Annotated in this window: 13 protein-coding genes; 6 read left to right on the top strand and 7 right to left on the bottom strand. The window is 42.3% G+C overall.

Annotation, left to right across the window (positions count from 1 at the left end; all coding sequences use genetic code 11):
• The first annotated feature begins 6 nt into the window (after nucleotides 1-6).
• Entirely contained in the window at nucleotides 7-1,707 is a 1,701-nt protein-coding gene (locus D9T12_RS00065) for a type I secretion system permease/ATPase (RefSeq protein ID WP_130536255.1), read from the top strand.
• Between the two features lie 14 nt (nucleotides 1,708-1,721).
• A complete protein-coding gene (locus D9T12_RS00060; RefSeq protein ID WP_130536254.1) occupies nucleotides 1,722-3,122 on the top strand; it encodes an HlyD family type I secretion periplasmic adaptor subunit in 1,401 nt (466 codons plus the stop codon).
• A gap of 53 nt (nucleotides 3,123-3,175) precedes the next feature.
• Here the strand turns inward: D9T12_RS00060 and D9T12_RS00055 are convergent, their stop codons facing one another.
• Nucleotides 3,176-4,579 carry an undecaprenyl-phosphate glucose phosphotransferase gene (locus D9T12_RS00055; protein ID WP_240693195.1) on the bottom strand — a complete coding sequence of 468 codons (1,404 nt, stop codon included), beginning with the start codon at nucleotides 4,577-4,579 and terminating at the stop codon, nucleotides 3,176-3,178.
• Between the two features lie 87 nt (nucleotides 4,580-4,666).
• On the opposite strand from D9T12_RS00055, the gene D9T12_RS00050 reads away from it, so the two are divergent.
• The 4 genes from D9T12_RS00050 (at nucleotide 4,667) to D9T12_RS00035 (ending at nucleotide 9,913) form a co-directional block, all read left to right on the top strand.
• Complete coding sequence (locus D9T12_RS00050) at nucleotides 4,667-5,848, top strand: nucleotide sugar dehydrogenase (protein WP_130536253.1); 1,182 nt, start codon at nucleotides 4,667-4,669, stop codon at nucleotides 5,846-5,848.
• Nucleotides 5,849-5,899: 51 nt separating this feature from the next.
• Entirely contained in the window at nucleotides 5,900-7,792 is a 1,893-nt protein-coding gene (locus D9T12_RS00045) for a TIGR00341 family protein (RefSeq protein ID WP_130536252.1), read from the top strand.
• A 77-nt stretch (nucleotides 7,793-7,869) separates the two neighbouring features.
• Nucleotides 7,870-8,496, top strand: a complete 627-nt coding sequence (locus D9T12_RS00040; protein WP_130536251.1) for a LysE family translocator — start codon at nucleotides 7,870-7,872, stop codon at nucleotides 8,494-8,496.
• A gap of 139 nt (nucleotides 8,497-8,635) precedes the next feature.
• Nucleotides 8,636-9,913, top strand: coding sequence for an O-acetylhomoserine aminocarboxypropyltransferase/cysteine synthase family protein (locus D9T12_RS00035; protein ID WP_130536250.1), 1,278 nt, complete (start codon nucleotides 8,636-8,638; stop codon nucleotides 9,911-9,913).
• A gap of 122 nt (nucleotides 9,914-10,035) precedes the next feature.
• On the opposite strand, the gene D9T12_RS00030 is transcribed toward D9T12_RS00035, so the two are convergent.
• From D9T12_RS00030 to dnaA, 6 genes are all read right to left on the bottom strand, one after another.
• A complete protein-coding gene (locus tag D9T12_RS00030) occupies nucleotides 10,036-10,977 on the bottom strand; it encodes a phosphoribulokinase (protein ID WP_130536249.1) in 942 nt (313 codons plus the stop codon).
• 198 nt (nucleotides 10,978-11,175) lie between these two features.
• The gene (gyrB, locus tag D9T12_RS00025) at nucleotides 11,176-13,608 is read right to left on the bottom strand and encodes a DNA topoisomerase (ATP-hydrolyzing) subunit B (protein ID WP_130536248.1); all 2,433 of its coding nucleotides are present in this window, start codon (nucleotides 13,606-13,608) and stop codon (nucleotides 11,176-11,178) included.
• Nucleotides 13,609-13,823: 215 nt separating this feature from the next.
• A complete protein-coding gene (recF, locus tag D9T12_RS00020; protein ID WP_130536247.1) occupies nucleotides 13,824-14,936 on the bottom strand; it encodes a DNA replication/repair protein RecF in 1,113 nt (370 codons plus the stop codon).
• A gap of 8 nt (nucleotides 14,937-14,944) precedes the next feature.
• Nucleotides 14,945-15,907 (bottom strand): cation diffusion facilitator family transporter, encoded by a 963-nt coding sequence (locus D9T12_RS00015; protein WP_130536246.1) that lies wholly within the window; start codon nucleotides 15,905-15,907, stop codon nucleotides 14,945-14,947.
• Between the two features lie 121 nt (nucleotides 15,908-16,028).
• Complete coding sequence (gene dnaN, locus D9T12_RS00010; RefSeq protein ID WP_130536245.1) at nucleotides 16,029-17,138, bottom strand: DNA polymerase III subunit beta; 1,110 nt, start codon at nucleotides 17,136-17,138, stop codon at nucleotides 16,029-16,031.
• Nucleotides 17,139-17,160: 22 nt separating this feature from the next.
• The gene (gene dnaA, locus D9T12_RS00005) at nucleotides 17,161-18,531 is read right to left on the bottom strand and encodes a chromosomal replication initiator protein DnaA (protein WP_130536244.1); all 1,371 of its coding nucleotides are present in this window, start codon (nucleotides 18,529-18,531) and stop codon (nucleotides 17,161-17,163) included.
• Nucleotides 18,532-18,628: the final 97 nt, after the last annotated feature.

Genomic DNA, 18,628 nt, shown 5'->3' with positions numbered 1-18,628 from the left:
TTAGCTATGTCCCAACCTCAAGATAAAACCGAACTGCAAAAAGCGCTGGCCAGTGTCAAACGCGCTTTTTATTCTGCAGGCTTTTTTAGCCTGTTTATTAACCTGCTAATGCTGGTTCCAGCGCTGTATATGTTGCAGCTATACGATCGAGTGTTAACCAGCCGATCGGAAGATACCCTCTACATGTTGACTCTAATTGTGGTCATTCTGTTTATCACTATGGGGTTATTAGAGTTTATTCGTTCTCGGATTCTGATTCGAGTGGGAAATAAGTTAGATAGCTACCTGAATGAAAATCTATTTTCTTCGATGTTTAAACGCTCGGTGAATGAACCCGGTCATAATTCTCCGCAACCGATTCATGATATGAATAGTGTGCGCCAATTTATGACAGGTAATGGTTTGTTTGCTTTCTTTGATGCGCCATGGCTACCAATTTATATTGGGATTTTATTCTTATTCCATCCGTGGTTTGGGGCGTTTGCTTTATTTGCGGTTGTGGTTCTGTTCTCGCTGGCTTGGATTAATGAATACTCTACCAAAGCACTTTTAGCAGAAGCGAACACCGAGAGTATGCAATCAGCAAACTATGCGTCGTCCTGCTTAAAAAATGCCGAAGTCGTTGCAGCCATGGGAATGGAGAAAAACCTACGTTACAAATGGTTCCAAAAGCATTTAAGTTTTTTACAAAAACAATCTGATGCCAGTGATCGAGCCAGTGTTTTGACTAATATGTCAAAGAACTTTCGATTGATGTTCCAATCATTGATTCTGGGTCTTGGGGGGTGGTTAGCCATTCAAAATGAAATTACCCCTGGGATGATGATTGCCGGTTCGATTATTTTGGGTAGAGCGCTAGCACCAGTGGATTTAATGATTGGTTCTTGGAAAGGGTTTGGACAGGCTCGAAGTGCCTATGGTCGTTTGAATGAATTGTTTACCAAATATCCGACACAACAAGAGCCGATGGCTTTACCTGACCCAGAAGGACAGTTGTTTGCGGAGAATATTATGGTGGTACCTCCCGGTGCTCAAGCACCTGCGGTTCGAGGTGTGAATTTTGGTCTAGATAAAGGTGATATGGTGGCGATTATTGGACCGTCAGGGGCTGGTAAATCTTCTTTGGCGAGAGCTTTATTAGGGGTTTGGCCTCTCATGGCTGGTAAGGTTCGATTGGATGGTGCAGATATTCATGCTTGGGATAAAGATGCTTTGGGTAAACATATCGGTTATCTGCCGCAGGATATAGAGTTATTCGCTGGTACCATCAGTGAAAATATCGCACGTTTTGGTGAGTTGGATCCTCAAAAAGTTGTTATGGCTGCCAAAATGGCTGGTGTACATGAAATGATTTTACGCTTGCCACAAGGCTATGACACGGTTTTAAGCGGGGATGCAGGTTTATCGGGTGGACAACGTCAACGTATTGGTCTCGCAAGAGCGCTTTACGGTAACCCTAAAGTCGTGATTTTAGACGAGCCAAACTCTAACTTGGATGATCAAGGCGAGCAGGCATTGGCTGAGGCCTTACAACAATTAAAAGCAAAAGGTACAACCGCTGTGTTGATTTCACATCGTAAACAGATTCTCAAACATGTCGATAAAATTATCCTAATGGCAGAAGGGCAATTGCGTGGATTTGGGCCAAGAGATGAAGTTTTAAAAGCTTTACAAGACGGCAGTTTGTCGCTTGGTAACAGTAAATAAGAGAGGGGTGTGAAATGGCTGAATTAGCAAATGAAAAAGCAACCTCCGTTAAACACCAGGGAGAAGTGATTAGTTCTGACTTGGATGGTATGGCAATACAAAAACAGGATGATTTACCGAATATAAAGAATGACCATACTCCATATAGCCGTTTAGGTTTATTGGTTTTGTTTATTGTCTTTGGTGTATTTGGTACTTGGTCTGCCACGGCACCTTTAGACAGTGCAGCGGTTGCATCTGGAACAGTGTTCGTCGCATCCAATAACCGAGTTGTCCAACACTATGAAGGTGGAATGGTTTCTGAAATTCTCGTTGAAGAGGGGCAGCAAGTCAAAAAAGGTCAAGTTCTGCTTAAACTTTCGCCTACGCAAGCTAAAGCTGAAATGTCGGTGATTGAGGCGCGGTTAAATGAAGTTTATGGCTTAGAAGCACGTTTAAAAGCAGAACGTAAATTGGCGGACACCATCCAATTTCCAGAGGCTTTATTAAGCCAGTCTGCAAATGAAGATGTCCAAGAAGTTCTGCAAGGGCAAAAAGAAGTCTTTAACGCGCGTCGTAACTCTCTGAGTGGAGAGTTAAAAATTTATGATCAACGAATTGATGCCATGAATGAACAAATCAATGGTTTAAACTCGCTGATTGAGACCCTTGATGAGCGAATTGCCAGTTATGAATTGGAGGTTAAAGACTGGGAAGCACTGTTCAAAGAGCAATACGCCGATAAAATTCGTTTGCAGGAAATGCAACGTGAATTGTCACGTCTTAAAGGTGAACGTAATAGTAATCAATCGGAAATCGCTCGTTTGAAAGTCCAGATTGCGGAAACTGAATCTCAGTTGATTTTACGTAAACAACAGTTCCGCGAGGAAGTCGTTTCTCAGCTTCGAGAGGTTCAATCTGAACGTGTTGATTTAGAGTCTCGTCGTATTGCCTTAGCTGATCGATTAGAGCGTGTCGATATTACTGCACCTGTCGCTGGGGTAGTGAATGGTTTGACAGTTTACACCATTGGCGAGGTCATCCAATCAGGTAAGACACTGATGGAAATTGTTCCTGCATCGAAAAATTATGCGGTCAAAGCGAAAGTGATGGTCACCGATATCGATAAGGTGATGATTGGGCTGATTGCCGATGTGCGTTTTTCGGCTTTCAATACTCAGCTAACCCATGTGGTTGAAGGTGAGGTGTATCATGTATCCGCTGATAAGTTCATGGATGAACAGTCGGGCATGGAATATTTTGAGGCGAAAGTTATGTTGACCGATGCTGGGATCAAACAAATGGAGGAAGATGGAATCTTCTTGCTTCCAGGTATGCCGGCGGAAGTAATGATTAAAATTGGTGAGCGAACGCTACTCGATTATTTCACTAAGCCATTTACCAATATGTTTGCTCGATCATTTAATGAAGATTAAAAGCATTATGGTTGTTTATTGTTAACAACGATGACTTTTCAGTTATGCCCGCTTTAGCGGGCATTTTTGTGTATAAATCCTTTATAAACTGTTTGTACGATTATTTTGAGGTCTAGCCAAACTGACCAATGATTGATGTAATGTAAATCAAATTCAATGCGTTTTTGCATCTTGTCTAAGGTGTCTGTTTCTCCTCGCCAGCCATTGACTTGTGCCCATCCGGTAATGCCGGGCTTTACTAAATGTCGTTGCATATATTTAGGAACAAGTTTTCGATACTGTTCATTGTGGACAACGGCGTGAGGTCTGGGGCCAACAATAGACATTTTTCCCTGCAGAACATTCACAAACTGCGGCAGTTCATCCAAACTGGTTTTTCTTAAAAACCTGCCGATAGAGGTAATTCTTGTGTCTCCCTTTTGAGCTTGTTGAATATTTTCATCATTTTCTAGAGTGGTCATGGTGCGAAACTTATAGATATTAGTTTTTTGACCATTCACGCCATAGCGTGTTTGTTTAAAAATCACTGGTCCTTTTGAGGTCGTTTTAATGGCGACTGCAATCATAACCAGTATGGGTGAAATCCCAATTAAGATGAAAGTAGATAAGACGACATCTTCTAGGCGCTTGGTTAAGCGTGCGCTTAGTGAATTTAGAGGGGTATCGTAAATAGAGACAATGGGAAGGCCATCAATTTCCATCCATTGAGCATGCATCAAATCAAATGTAAAAAAATCTGGAATAAATTTAACGACTACTGAAGAATTATTCAGTTCATTTAATAAAGATTTAATTTTGCTTTCTGCTCTAAGCGGCAGGCAGATATAAACCTCATCAACCGCATTTGAAGCAATTGAGTCACACACTGTTTCAGTTGTTCCTAGGATTTTAATACCATCGATTTTCGTGCCGAGTAAAGATTCGTTGTCATCGAAAAATCCATGAATTTGGTAGCCTAGCAAGGGTTTGTTTAACAAATTTTTCGCGAGCTGTTGGCCAACTTTACCCGCCCCAACAATCGCAATTTTGGTTTGATTTTTTGGGTGACTCCGTACCTTTCCTAAAATATATCGGATAAATAAACGGATGAGGATACTTATAAATGGGGTTATAGCGGCCCAACTTATCATCACGAGCCTTGAATAGGACTCACTTTCTTTTAAAAAGAACACCATGATAATAATGGCAGACCAAGCAAGAAACCAAGCTTGTAAAATTAACCGGCCGGTTAAAAACAAATCATCTCCACGCCAAGTTCGATAGAGGCCAGAGAGTTGCCCAAAAGAGACAAACGCAATTCCTGAAAAAATTCCGATTAACCAATAATCAGAGTTTAGTTCCACCGATGAAACAAACTGCGTTAAGCCTGCGAGAAGGATCAATGGTAACCATAAATCAAAGAATCGATAGACCCATGCTAAAAAGTTCATGTCTGGGCTCATATGGATTTTTTTCATAAAACTTTCTTTTTAATTCTTAAGAGATGGCAGTTATTATAAACGCTGAATTTGAATGACAAAATTTCTCGCGATGAAAGGATAGATATGAAAATTGCTGTGGCTGGAACTGGATATGTTGGTCTTTCTTTGGCTGTACTTTTAGCACAACATCATGAAGTGGTCGCATTGGATATTATTCCTGAGAAAATCGAGTTATTAAATGCCAAAAGATCTCCCATTGTTGATGCAGAAATTACTGAGTTTTTGAACAACAAAACATTAAATTTCACAGCGACTTTGGAGAAAGAGACTGCCTATAAAGGTGCAGAGTTTGTGGTGATTGCCACGCCGACAGATTATGACACTGATACCAACACGTTTAATACCGCTAGTGTTGAAGCTGTAATCTCCGATGTCTTAGAGATTAATCCCAGTGCAGTGATGGTCATTAAATCGACGATTCCTGTTGGTTTCACCGATTCAGTCAAGGAAAAATTTGGCGTCGAGAATATCTTCTTTTCACCGGAGTTTTTACGTGAAGGTAAGGCTCTTTGGGACAATTTATATCCGTCTCGTATTATTGTTGGCGAAAATTCGGAACGCGCGCAGACATTCGCGAACCTTTTGGTGGAAGGTGCTAGTAAACCGGCCGGTGACATTCCTGTGTTGTTTACGGATGCTACCGAAGCCGAGGCGGTTAAGCTGTTTTCAAATACCTATCTTGCCTTACGGGTTTCATACTTTAATGAGCTAGATACTTATTGTGAAGTTCATGGCCTAAGTACTCAACAAGTGATTCAAGGGGTTGGATTAGATCCTCGAATTGGAGACCATTACAATAATCCGAGTTTCGGTTACGGTGGTTATTGTTTGCCTAAAGATACCAAGCAATTGCTGGCTAATTATCAGGATGTGCCTCAAAACTTAATTCGAGCAATTGTTGACGCCAACACCACTCGCAAGGATTTTATTGCGGAGCAGATTCTCAAGAAAAACCCGACGGTTGTAGGAATTTATCGCCTGATTATGAAAGCAGGCAGTGATAATTTCCGAGCTTCTTCGATTCAAGGAATTATGAAGCGCATTAAAGCCAAAGGGATTCAAGTCGTTATTTATGAACCTGTACTGGAAGAACAGGGTGAAACAGAATTCTTTCACTCCAAAGTCATTACCGATTTGGACGAATTTAAAGCTATGAGCGATGTGATTGTGGCGAATCGTTTGGTGGACGAGATTCGTGATGTTAAAGATAAGGTTTACACCCGAGATTTGTTTGGTAAGGATTAAGGCTCAAATCGGTTAAAATCTATCATTCTGATTGATACTGAGCAATGTTAGATGATTCTATTAACCGATGACCATTCACCTGAGAAGCTTGATGCAACTCTTCAAGCATTTCTGGAAGCAAATCAAAACATCGCTTCAATTCAAACGATTCACTTTGATGAGTTCGAGTTTGAAACCTTTGCTGTTCAACAAGGTGACTCTTTAATATTGCTGTCTTTGAGTGATCAAAACCTCAAAAACTTTCTGAATCAATTTGACCGGCCGGTAAAGATTGGTCTCTTACCTCATCCCGATGCACCTTTGAGTGCGAAACGCTTTCATATTCCAGCAAAGCTTTCTAATGCATTAGAAGCCATTTTTAGTGACGAATCGCCGAAAATCATTGATAACTTTTTTTGTAATCAACAACTGGTATTAGGTTCGGTTTTAATTGGCGATCGTCAATCTATGGAGCCGGCAGCGAAAGTTCAGCAAGGCTTTTGGGCACGTATCGTTTATCTTTGGGGCATGATTGTTCATATGGTGCGCAGTCAGCCATTTTTACTGACCTTAACCACCGATAAGAATTCACAAATTCAAACTGCGGCAAAAAGTTTGAGCATGGTATATCAGCCGGAGCAAAATGCCTTTACCCATCGGGTGGTGGCGAATGGCGAACAGAGTGAGCCAAATTTGCATACGGTGATTTTTGCCCCCCGATCCATTTCTGAAATTTGGAATTTTGCTTTAACACGGATTTTGCCGAGTAAGACCAAGGTGTTGAACTTGCCCTCTTATTTGGGACATGTCAAAACGCAAAGTCTGCAATTAGAGTTTCCAAAATCGGTTGAAATTCGGATTGATTATGAAACCTGTGAACAGGCTCAGGTTGAGTGTGAGGTAAAACCGACACAGATTCAGATTTGCAATACAGAGTTACCGGCCGGTCGAGTTTCTGACCCCAAAGAGTCATTTCGAGTTAGCCACTTACCAAAAGGCAAACTTATCACGTCCCTTGTCTCGCGTGAATTGCCTTGGATTTATCACTCCGATCCCGAAGAGGTCAAAGAGACGTTTATTTCGCTTAAAGAGAGCGCTAAACTATCGCCACCGTATCTTGTATTAATGGCTTTGTCTGTATTGTTAGCAACCGTTGGTTTATTTGCTAATTCTGCACCGGTGATTATTGGCGCGATGATTTTAGCACCTTTAATGGCACCGATTATTTCGCTATCGATGGGTGTTTTGCGACAGGAAACAGAGTTAACTATTACAAGCAGTAGAACATTACTTTTCGGGATTTTATTGGCACTATTTGGCGCAACTTTGTTCAGTTGGCTTATGCCATTACAAGCATTGAATTCGGAAATTTCTGCTCGATTAAGTCCGACGATTTTGGATTTGGCCGTTGCAATTATTGCCGGAATCGCAGGTGCTTATGCCAATGCGAAATCAGAAGTCGCTAAAAGTTTAGCTGGAGTTGCTATTGCAGTAGCGTTGGTTCCACCTTTGGCTGTTTCTGGAATTGGCATTGGTTGGTGGGATTGGCATGTGTTCTCTGGTGCTTTTTTGTTGTTTTTAACGAACTTGGTCGGTATTGTCTTGGCGGCGGCGGCAACCTTTTTGGTTTTGGGTTTTAGTCCATTGCACTTGGCTAAAAAAGGTTTGATGATGACAACATTCGTGGTGATACTGGTCAGTATCCCATTAAGCATTGCGTTTTATTCAATGGTTCAAGAGCAGAGAATGGTCACGGCACTCGAATCCCAGCCGATTAGTTTGTTGTCAACCGATGCAACGATTCGAGAGGTTCGTATTTTGCGTGGTAAGCCTTTAAGAGTGTCCTTGACTCTGTTATCTGAACAAACACTGACGGCTTATGAGATTGATCAAATCCAGCAACAAATTGAAAAACGCTTAGGTCAGTCAGTGGAACTTGAGGCACATTTGGCAATTGTTCGATAAGTTAAGGAATCTCTGATTCGATCAGAGGTTCCCTAAAATGCGTCGAGCTTTTTTGAGAGAGGTTAGAAGAGTAGTAAATGAGTTTTGAGATTTATAGTCTGTTTTTTGTGACCACAGTATTGTTGATTATGGTTCCTGGACCGTCGGCAATGGTTGCTGCTTCGCAGGGGGCTGCCTTGCAATCCAAACGGGCGGGGTTAGGCGTTCTGGGAATTGCTAGCGGAGATGCCTTCTTTTTTCTCTTATCGGCAACCGGTATTGCCACATTAATCTTAGCTTCGCACACTTTATTCGAAATCATTAAATGGTTGGGGGTCGCTTTTTTAGTGTATTTGGGAGCCATGGCTTTATTCGCTAAAGGGTCGAATCTGCGTTTAGGGGGGATGAAAACTTCTCAGCAAAGTCGAAAATTATTTAGCCAAGGTTTGGCGATTCAGATCTCTAATCCAAAGGCGTTAATGTATTTCACAGCTTTGTTACCGCAATTTATTGATCCAAATGACTCCATATTTACACAATTGATGTTAATGGGGGCGACTGTTTTTATTGCTGATCTTCTCGTTTATAGCGGCTATGCATTGTTGGGTGCCCATTTGGCACGGCAGCAATTAAAATCTTGGGTGGTTCATCTTGTGAATAAAACAGCTGGGTTCGCTTTACTTTATACCGGAGTGAAGATGGCTATGATGGAGCAGCGATCTTAAATGTCTGACGTTGCATCACGATTGAAAAGTTTCGAACTATGAGAAATTGTCATCTGAAGATGAAAAATTTTTATCTTGCTGAATCTCAAAACCTTTAGGATAGGTTTTGGCATTTTCTGCAACAATTAAAGGACTGAATATGAAATTAGAATCTATGGCTCTGCATACAGGCTATAAGTCTGAAGCAACCACAAAGGCGGCGGCTGTTCCGATTTACCAAACGACCTCTTATACCTTTGATGACACGCAACATGGTGCGGATCTTTTTGACTTAAAAGTTGCAGGAAATATTTATTCTCGGATTATGAATCCGACGAATGCGGTGCTTGAAGAGCGTGTGGCAGCGATGGAAGGTGGTGTTGCGGCCTTAGCTGTGGCGACAGGCATGACTGCAATTACTTATGCCATTCAAACAATCGCACAAGTTGGCGATAACATTGTGAGTACCAGCCAGTTGTATGGTGGTACTTATAATTTATTTGCGCATACACTACCACGCCAAGGGATTGAAGTTCGCATGGTCAAGTCAGATGACTATGCTGGGTTTGAAGCGGCTATTGATGCGAATACCAAAGCGATCTTCTGCGAGTCAATTGGTAATCCGGCTGGTAATGTGGTTGATTTACAAAAGTTGGCAGAAATTGCACACAAGCATGGTGTGCCATTGATGGTTGATAATACGGTTGCATCGCCGTACCTGTGCCGCCCAATTGAGCATGGAGCGGATATAGTAATCCATTCATTGACCAAATACATTGGTGGACATGGAACGACCATGGGCGGTGCAGTTGTTGATTCTGGTAAGTTTGATTGGGTGGCGAATGCAGAGCGTTTTCCGATGCTCAATGAACCCGATCCTTCGTATCATGGTGTTAGCTACACAAAAGATGTTGGCGCTGCGGCTTTTGTTGCTCGATGCCGTGTTGTGCCTTTGCGAAACACTGGCGGCGCATTGTCTGCTCAGAGTGCATTTCAGTTAATGCAAGGCTTAGAAACCTTGGCGTTAAGAATGGAGCGTCACTGTGAGAACACGCTGAAAGTTGCAGAGTATCTGCTTGCGCATCCAAAAGTTTCTTGGGTAAATTATGCAGGTTTGAAGAGCGATAAATATCATGAGATCTGTCAGAAGATTTGCGGTGGAAAGGCTTCTGGAATTTTAAGTTTTGGTGTCAAAGGTGGTCGTGAGTCTGGTGCACAGTTTATTGATGCGTTACAAATGATTCTACGATTGGTGAATATCGGTGATGCAAAGTCTTTAGCTTGTCACCCTGCAACCACAACACACCGTCAATTAAATGCTGATGAGTTAGCTAAGGCTGGAGTTTCTGAAGATTTGATTCGCTTGTCGGTTGGGATTGAGCATATTGATGACATTATTGCCGACATTGAGCAAGCTCTGGATAAGGTCACTATTTAACCGTTATCTGAAATACTGCTGAATGAAAAAAGCCCCCGAAGAAATCATTCTTGCGGGGGCTTTTTTATGCCAGCCGATAAAAGTTACCGGCCGGTAAAGTTTAGAAGGAGATAACCTTTTGATTAGCCTTCTAGAGCTGCCATTGCAGCGCGCTTTTTAGCGATTAGGTTTTGGATGATTGGTGTCATCATTAGGTCCATTGCTTGAACCATGTGCGAACCATTACAAACCAAAGTTTCATCGTTTTGTAGGAAAGCGCCTGGAATTTCGTTCTTGACCGCTTCTAGATCGATGTCTTGGTGACGAACGTGACAGATAATCAATGAATCTTCTGGCGCTGGTCCCATTGGTGCATCTGGAGACATCGTTGAGAATGGATCAGACGTATCAATTAACGGTACACGGTGGAAGTTGATGTGTGTACGGTGGAATTGAGGCACGATCGTTTCGATGTAGTCAGGCATACGCTCAAGGATTACATCACGTACTTGGTCGACTGAATATGGACGCTCAGACGTATCACGGTAGATTTTTTGCATCCATTCGATGTTAATCGATGGTGCAACACCAATTCCTAGGTCAACGTATTGAGAGACATCATGCATGCCTTCTTCAGGACCGTGGTCTTTACGTTTTACCATTCCGTGTAGACCTTCGTAGAATAGAACGTCAGTTCCTTCTGGAATATCTTCCCAAGGCGTGAACTCACCTGGTTCTAGGTTTGTACCTAGGCGAGCATTGTGCTCTGCAGCTTCTTCGTCAGAGTGGATGTAGTAACGACGTTTACCAGTTGCCGTTTCTTTATACTCTTTAAAAAGTGCTTCAAGTTCGTTGAATAAGTTCGCTTGTTCAGAGAAGTGAGTCAGTACTGGACCACCATTTGCTTTGGATTCCGCAACTTTTTCACGCATTTCCATACGTGGGTATTTGTGGTAGCTGTCACCTTCGATGATTGCAACGTTTAAGCTTTCGCGATCAAAGATTTTTTCGACTGCACGTTTAACGAAAGAAGTACCGGCACCTGATGAACCTGTAACCGTAACAATTGGATGTTCTACTGACATAACTGTCTCCTAATTAATGTGAAACCCAGGTAATTCGGCCGATTTGAACCGGCCGGTTAGGTTTCGCTTTTTACTAATATATTTATAGCTTTAGACTAATGCAGGGTATTAGAAACTAAAACCGCTGATTTTTCAAAATTAAATGTTTGTGACAACGGTTGTCTGAATTTGCATAAGTCGTTGAAATTTTCTCTGAAATTACACGTCGAGATTTTCAACTTGTAGCGCATTTTTCTCAATAAAGTCACGTCGAGGCTCGACTTCATCCCCCATAAGCGTGGTAAAGACTTGATCCGCGACCATTGCATCACGAATGGTGACTTGCATTAAGCGGCGTGCTTCGGCATTCATGGTGGTTTCCCAAAGTTGTTCAGGGTTCATTTCCCCCAAACCTTTGTAGCGTTGAATGTTTTGACCACGCTTAGCTTCGTTGAATAACCATTCAATTGCTTCTTGGAAGTTGGCAACTGACTGCTGTTTTTCACCAACTTGAATAAAGGCATCAGAGTTGAGTAGACCTTGTAACTGTTCACCAAGTGAAACGATTTGTGCATACTCTTTCGAGGCAAAGAAATCTGCATCAAAAATTTGTGAGCTTAGAGTTCCATGCTCGCGTTGAGTTAAACGAATTTGGAATTGTGCATCACCGCTAATATCGGTCGCAGGTTCAACATTGAGTTGATATTCCACTTTATCGAGTTCACCTTTAGCGGTTAAGTGCGGCAAAATAGTTTGCACCCAGCCATTGAGAGCATCAAAATCATTCAACATTTCAAGGTTAACCGTCGCGTGGTCAACCATCATATTCAGGAAGACAGAGTTGTAACGACGGCTTAAACGGTCAATGACGTGTTTGGTTTTGAAATAGTCTTTGGCAAGTGTTTCTAAGCCAAGCCCGGTAATTGCAGGTGCGCCAGAACCTGGATTTAGTTGTGCACCATCAATGGCCATTTGCAGTAGATAGGCTTCAAGTTCCATATCATCTTTGAGATAGGTTTCTTGCTTACCTTTTTTGACTTTGTATAAAGGTGGTTGAGCAATATAGATATAGCCATTTTCCACCAGTTCAGGGTATTGACGATAGAAGAAGGTCAAAAGTAGCGTGCGAATATGCGAACCATCCACGTCAGCATCCGTCATGATAATAATTCGGTGGTAGCGGAGCTTATCAATATTGTAATCATCGACTCCGATTCCACAGCCTAGCGCAGTGATCAATGTGCCGACTTCCGCAGAAGAGAGCATTTTGTCAAAGCGAGCTTTTTCAACGTTAAGGATTTTCCCTTTTAACGGCAAAATTGCCTGTGTACGTCGGTCACGACCTTGCTTTGCCGAACCACCGGCCGAGTCACCCTCCACTAAGTAAAGTTCTGAAAGAGCAGGGTCTTTTTCTTGGCAGTCGGCTAATTTACCTGGTAATCCTGCAATGTCCAAAGCACCTTTACGACGTGTCATTTCACGGGCTTTACGCGCGGCTTCACGTGCACGTGCTGCATCAACGATTTTGGCAAACACGGCTTGTGCATCTTTTGGATTTTCCAACAGGAATTCTGCGAACTTCTCGTTCATAGCGGTTTCGACCGCACTTTTTACTTCAGAAGAAACTAATTTGTCTTTGGTCTGTGAAGAGAATTTTGGGTCAGGAACTTTTACTGAAATAACCGCGGCTAAACCTTCACGAGCATCATCACCGGAAACACTGATTTTGTATTTTTTATTTAAACCTTCAGATTCTGCATAGCTGTTCATGCTTCGTGTCAGTGCAGCACGGAAACCGGATAAATGAGTTCCACCGTCGCGTTGGGGAATATTATTGGTAAAGCAGAAAATCGACTCTTTATAGGCTTCTGACCATTGCATGGCAACTTCAACGGTGATGTCGTCTTTGACCGTTGAGAAATAAAATGCTTTCTCATGAATCGGTGTCTTGTTTTGGTTGATGTAATCAACGAATGCTTTAATACCCCCTTCAAATTCAAAGACTTCGTGACGATCATCACGCTTGTCAACCAGCTCAATGTGGACGCCGGAGTTCAGGAAGGACAGTTCACGAAGGCGCTTCAGCAAGTAGTCAAATGAAAACTCTGTTTGGTTGGTGAAGGTTTCTTTACTCGGTAAAAATCGGATTTCAGTTCCGGTTTCGTCAGTGTCAGCAATCGCTTCCAATGGTGCGTCTGGCACACCATGAGTATAAGATTGTTTCCAGATTTTGCCTTCACGTTTAATCGTTAAGTGAAGTTCGGAAGAAAGGGCATTGACCACCGAGACACCGACCCCGTGAAGACCACCGGAGACTTTGTAGGAATTGTCGTCGAATTTACCACCGGCGTGGAGTACGGTCATAATGACTTCAGCGGCAGATACGCCTTCTTCTGGGTGAAGACCAACTGGAATCCCACGACCGTTATCGCTTACCGAAACTGATCCATCAGTGTGAATCGTAACAACGACCTTATCACAGTGCCCTGCAAGGGCTTCATCAATACCGTTATCAACGACCTCAAACACCATGTGGTGAAGGCCTGTGCCATCATCGGTATCCCCAATGTACATACCTGGGCGTTTGCGAACGGCGTCCAAGCCTTTGAGGACTTTAATCGAGGAGGAATCGTATTGTGTTTCTTCAGTCATAGTATCTTCTTTTTATAAGGATTACCGGCCGGTAAATGAACGATAAAACATTGTTTTTCATACACAAAAATGTCGCTAGATTTTACCACAAATTGATTGGGTTCGCAGGCAGGAAAGTTGGTATAAATTTCCTTTTAAAAACAAAGTGTTACAAGGTTTTTTCTGAAGGGTGTCGTTCCGGTGGTTTTTAGAAAGAATACCGGCCGGTTAAAAACTCAATAATCAATGGAAGTTGATCCAAGCACTATTGGGCTGAAGTTTCCATGTTCAATTCGCCAAATCTGCGAAGTTTTTGGCGACAAAATGGGAATTAAGTTCTCGGCAGTACTGGTGATAAAATGCTGGATTCCCAGTGATTGCAAAAGCTCTAATAATTTTCGACGATGGAATTCATCCAATTCAGCGGGTAAGTCATCAATGAGCATAATGACTGCTTCGCCACAAATCTCTTCATGTAATTTCGCTTGAGCTAAAAGTAGTGCGCAAACAAACAGTTTCTGTTGTCCACGAGAAAGCATTTGCAAGGCTTCTCGGCCGGCAAATTTAAAGCGAATATCCGCACGATGAGCGCCATACTGTGTGTGTCCAAGTTGTTGGTCTTTTAGCAGGTTTTCATGCATGAGCTGTTCTAGATTTTCGGTCGCTTGAGGCCAGCCTGCTCGGTAATGACAGCCTACATCCGCTTCAAGCTCGGGCATTAAATTTTGGCAAAAGTTTTGCAGGTGTGGTGCGAGTTTTTGCAAATAGTCTTGACGCATTTGATCGATCTTTAATGCGGATTCAATGAACTGAGTATCCCAAATTTGTACCATTTTGGCAGGCATTCGTTTTTTTAGTGCCGAGTTACGCTGTTTTAAACTGCGCTGAAAAATACGCCAGTTGTCGATAAATGCTGGGTTTTGATGGAAGCAGCCCCAGTCCATAAAGCTCCGTCTTGCTTTAGGCCCTTCCTCGAGTAATTTATGACTTTCAGGTGTGAGCAGCTGAACGGGTAAATAGGTTGCCAGTTGTGCTTGGCTTTTTAAGTTCGCCCCATCTAACCGTAAAGTTGTGCTGTCAGCAGATTTTTGAACGGCAAGACGATGTTGATGTTTTGAATTTTGGATTTCTAAAAATACAGTTGTTTGACTCTGGTCTATTTGAATCAAATCTTTGATTTTGCTACTGCGAAAAGAGCGTCCGGTGGCTAAAAGCCAAAGCGATTCGATCAGTGAAGTTTTGCCAGCGGCATTATCGCCAATAAATAAGTTGAGGCCAGATGCAAGTTGGCAGTTCGCTTGGGTAATATTGCGAAAACTATGTAATTGAATTTTGACAATTTGCGTCATGAAGGTGTCTATTTACTGGCTCTGTTGAGAGATGAGTTTTCAGTTGTTTTGGCTAAGTGCTTTTGCAACTTATTGTTAGATTCTGCTCCCCATGTGTGATGTTCAGGGTCACCTTGCAAGCTCACGGGCTCTTGGTGAATCATAACGTCTAAGTCCGAAAATTGCGATTTTAGTTGTTGAGTGACTTCTTCGGTAATGGAGTGGCTGGCTCTGAGTGTGAGAAAGTCATCCAGTTCCAAATCACATTGCATAAATTTATTCGGACCTGATTGATAAGTTCGAAGATCGTTCACCCCTCTAACATCAGGGTGCTTGAGGATGATATTTACCATTTTCTGACGCTCGGTTTCAGGTAATTCGTGATCCAGCAGTTGGTGGCTAGCATCGCGAGCAATAGATGCTGCGCTGTGAAGAATCCATAGTGCTATCAATAATGCCAGTACAGGATCTACCCAGTTGACGTGGCTAAGCCATAAACTAACAATCACCAAAATATTGGCGAAAACATCGCTTAGGTAATGTAACGAGTCGGCACGAATGGCTGTGGATTGAGTTTTAGCAATCACATAACGCTGAAAAGTGATAAGCACTAATGTGAGTATTAAGCTAAAAATCATATAGTGAATAATGGTGTCAGCATGAGTAATTGCTTGCGGGGCAAATATCCGTTCTATTGAGTAGATGACGAGATAAACTGCTGAGCCGGCTATGAAAATACTTTGCGCCATGGCCGCTAGCGGCTCGGCTTTTCCATGCCCGAATCTGTGCTCCTCATCCGCAGGAATTTGAGCAATGTATACGGCAAAAGCAATCATTAAAGAGGCGGCAATATCTAAAGTAGAATCAAGCAACGAAGCCAGAATACTGACCGAGTCACTGCGAATCCAAGCGGTAAGCTTGATTGCGACCAAAATCATAGCGGTGCTAACGGAAGCATAGGTTGCTATGCGAATCAATTTCTGGTTATCCATAATCATTCCCAAATAAGAATATTTATCGTTCGAGTAGATTATAGCTTAAGGCGTATCGAAATATAGGCTTGTTGGTCTTTGGAAAAAGGCACCACATTCTGGTGCCTTTTTTAGAATGAAACTATAGACGCATCGGCATGATAACGTGCTGGCAAGCACAACCGTCGGATTCGGCACTGATTAAGCAACTGCTGTTGGCATCTTTGAATTTTAAAACGACACAGTCATCGGCCATGGTGTTTAGAACATCTAGGATGTAGCCTACGTTGAAACCAATTTCCATTTCCGCACCGGCATAATCAATCGCCATATCTTCGTGTGATTCATCTTTTTCGCTGTTTGTTGCGTTAACCGCTAGCAGGTTGTTGCCAAGTGTTACACGAATTCCTTTGTATTTGTCATTCGAAAGAATGGATGCTCTTTGCAACAAGCTCTTTAGCAATTCACGGTCAGTTTGAACCAGTTGGTCGTTATTTTCCGGAATGACTCGACGATAATCAGGGAAGCGACCGTCAACCAGTTTACAGGTGAATAAAGTGGTATCTACACGAACCATTAAATAGTTTTTTGCCAACGAAAATTCTAGAGAATCATCACTGTCTTGAACCAATTTTGCGAGTTCTAGAACGCCTTTACGTGGCAAAATTGCTTGAGTTTCGGTGACATTTTCTAATTCTACTTCGGTAAAACAGGTAGACAGTCGATGACCGTCGGTTGCAACCACTCGAAATTGGTTTTTGCTGATATCGAATAGCATTCCGTTTAGATAAAAACGCACATCTTGGCTTGCCATAGCAAAGCTCGAGTGTTGCATCAGCTGTTTCAAGCGTTTTTGTGGCAGTTCAAAGCTAATGTCGGTTTGGCTTAAATCCAATGTTGGAAAACCTTCTGCATCCAAGGTTGAAAGTTTAAATTTCGAACGTCCAGCGGTGAGGTTACAGCGGTCTTGGCCGAAGTCCATGTTAATGGTCAACCCATCTGGTAACGAGCGCACAATATTGATGAGCTTTAAGGCTGGTAGAGTAATTGAGAATTGCTCAGTATCTGAGGATTCCAGCTGGGTTTGTGCACGGGTTTCAATTTCTAAATCGGAAGCTGTCACGATCAAGATTTGGTTTGACACCTGAAATAACAAGTTTCCTAGAATCGGCATGGTTTGGCGCTTTTCAACAACGCCTCCGACAGTTTGTAAAACTTTCAGTAAGTTTTCTCGAGTGATTGAGATTTTCATGTCTCTATCCTTAATCGTTGACTTAATTTGTGATAATGCGAATCAGGCTGTTAAATTCTTCATCAAGATGATGGTCTGATTCACGTAATTCTTTAATTTTACGAATGGCATGTAACACTGTTGTGTGATCACGCCCACCAAATGCATCGCCAATTTCTGGCAAGCTGTGATTGGTTAACTCTTTGGCAATTGCCATGGCCATTTGTCGTGGGCGTGCTATATTGCGTGAGCGGCGTTTAGATAATAAATCTGCTACACGTAATTTGTAAAAGTCTGCAACGGTTTTTTGGATGTTCTCCAAAGTTACCATTTTTTGCTGTAACGCCAAAAGGTCTTTCAATGCTTGTTTGACTAGGTCAACGGTAATTGGCGCATGCGTTAATTGCACATAGGCACGAATTCGTTTCAGTGCGCCTTCTAAATCTCGCACATTTCCTCGCAGACGTTTTGCAACAAAGAAAGCGACCTCATCTGAGAGTAGTAGGCCGTATTCTGTGGCTTTCTTCAGTAAGATGGCAACACGCATTTCAAATTCAGGCGGTTCAACGGCAATGGTCAATCCCCAGCCAAAACGTGATTTTAGACGATCTTCAAGCCCTTCCACTTCTTTTGGAAAACGGTCAGAGGTTAGAATAACCTGCTTGTTTCCTTCTAGAAGCGTGTTGAAGGTATGGAAAAACTCTTCTTGTGATTGTTCTTTGTTAGCAAAGAACTGAATATCATCAATCAGCAGTGCATCGAGCGAACGATAGAACTGCTTGAATTTATCAATTTTGTTGTGACGTAAGGCGTTCACCATGTCCATAACGAAGCGCTCGGAGTGCAAATACACCACTCTTGCATCGGGTTTATCCGCTAAAAGTTGATTACCAATGGCGTGCATTAAGTGTGTTTTACCCAAGCCGACACCGCCATAAATAAATAATGGGTTGTAGCTGCCACCTGGATTTTCCGCAACTTGACGTGCTGCTGCGGCTGCAAGTTGATTGGCTTTACCTTCTACAAAGGTTCCAAAGGTAAAGTTCGTATTCAAATTATGTTCAATTTGATTGATTTTCTTTTCAGTGGGCGCTTCTTTGGGCGAACTGTTGCTTTTTGATTTTAAAGCTTGAGGAACGGTTGGCTCGCTATCGGTAATGGTTTCCTGTTCATACGAGCCAATCTCTAGAATTATTTCAGGGGTATTGGTCGGTGCGACTTGATGCAAAGTTGCTTGAATCTGTTCGAAATGGTGCTTTTTCACCCAGTCAAGCATAAAGCTAGAGGTCGCTTGCAAATGAATAACATTGTCTTTTTCATAGGCACGTAAAGGCAGAATCCAAGAATGAAACTGTTGTTCATTCAATTCCTGCTCTAATCTTTTTAGTATTTCAGACCACAAGGATGACAAAATCTTACCTCTAATAGGGTGAGCAGCGACTCGATTTTCGAAGTTTAAAAGAGTGCTGTCTCATTTAATAAAAACTTTGGAAAGTATACCTGTGGATAAT

This window comes from Thiomicrorhabdus indica (genome assembly GCF_004293625.1).
GTDB classification, from domain to species: domain Bacteria; phylum Pseudomonadota; class Gammaproteobacteria; order Thiomicrospirales; family Thiomicrospiraceae; genus Thiomicrorhabdus; species Thiomicrorhabdus indica.
The sequence above is the reverse complement of the archived record's forward strand: the minus strand, read 5'-3'. Positions and strand labels throughout refer to the sequence as shown.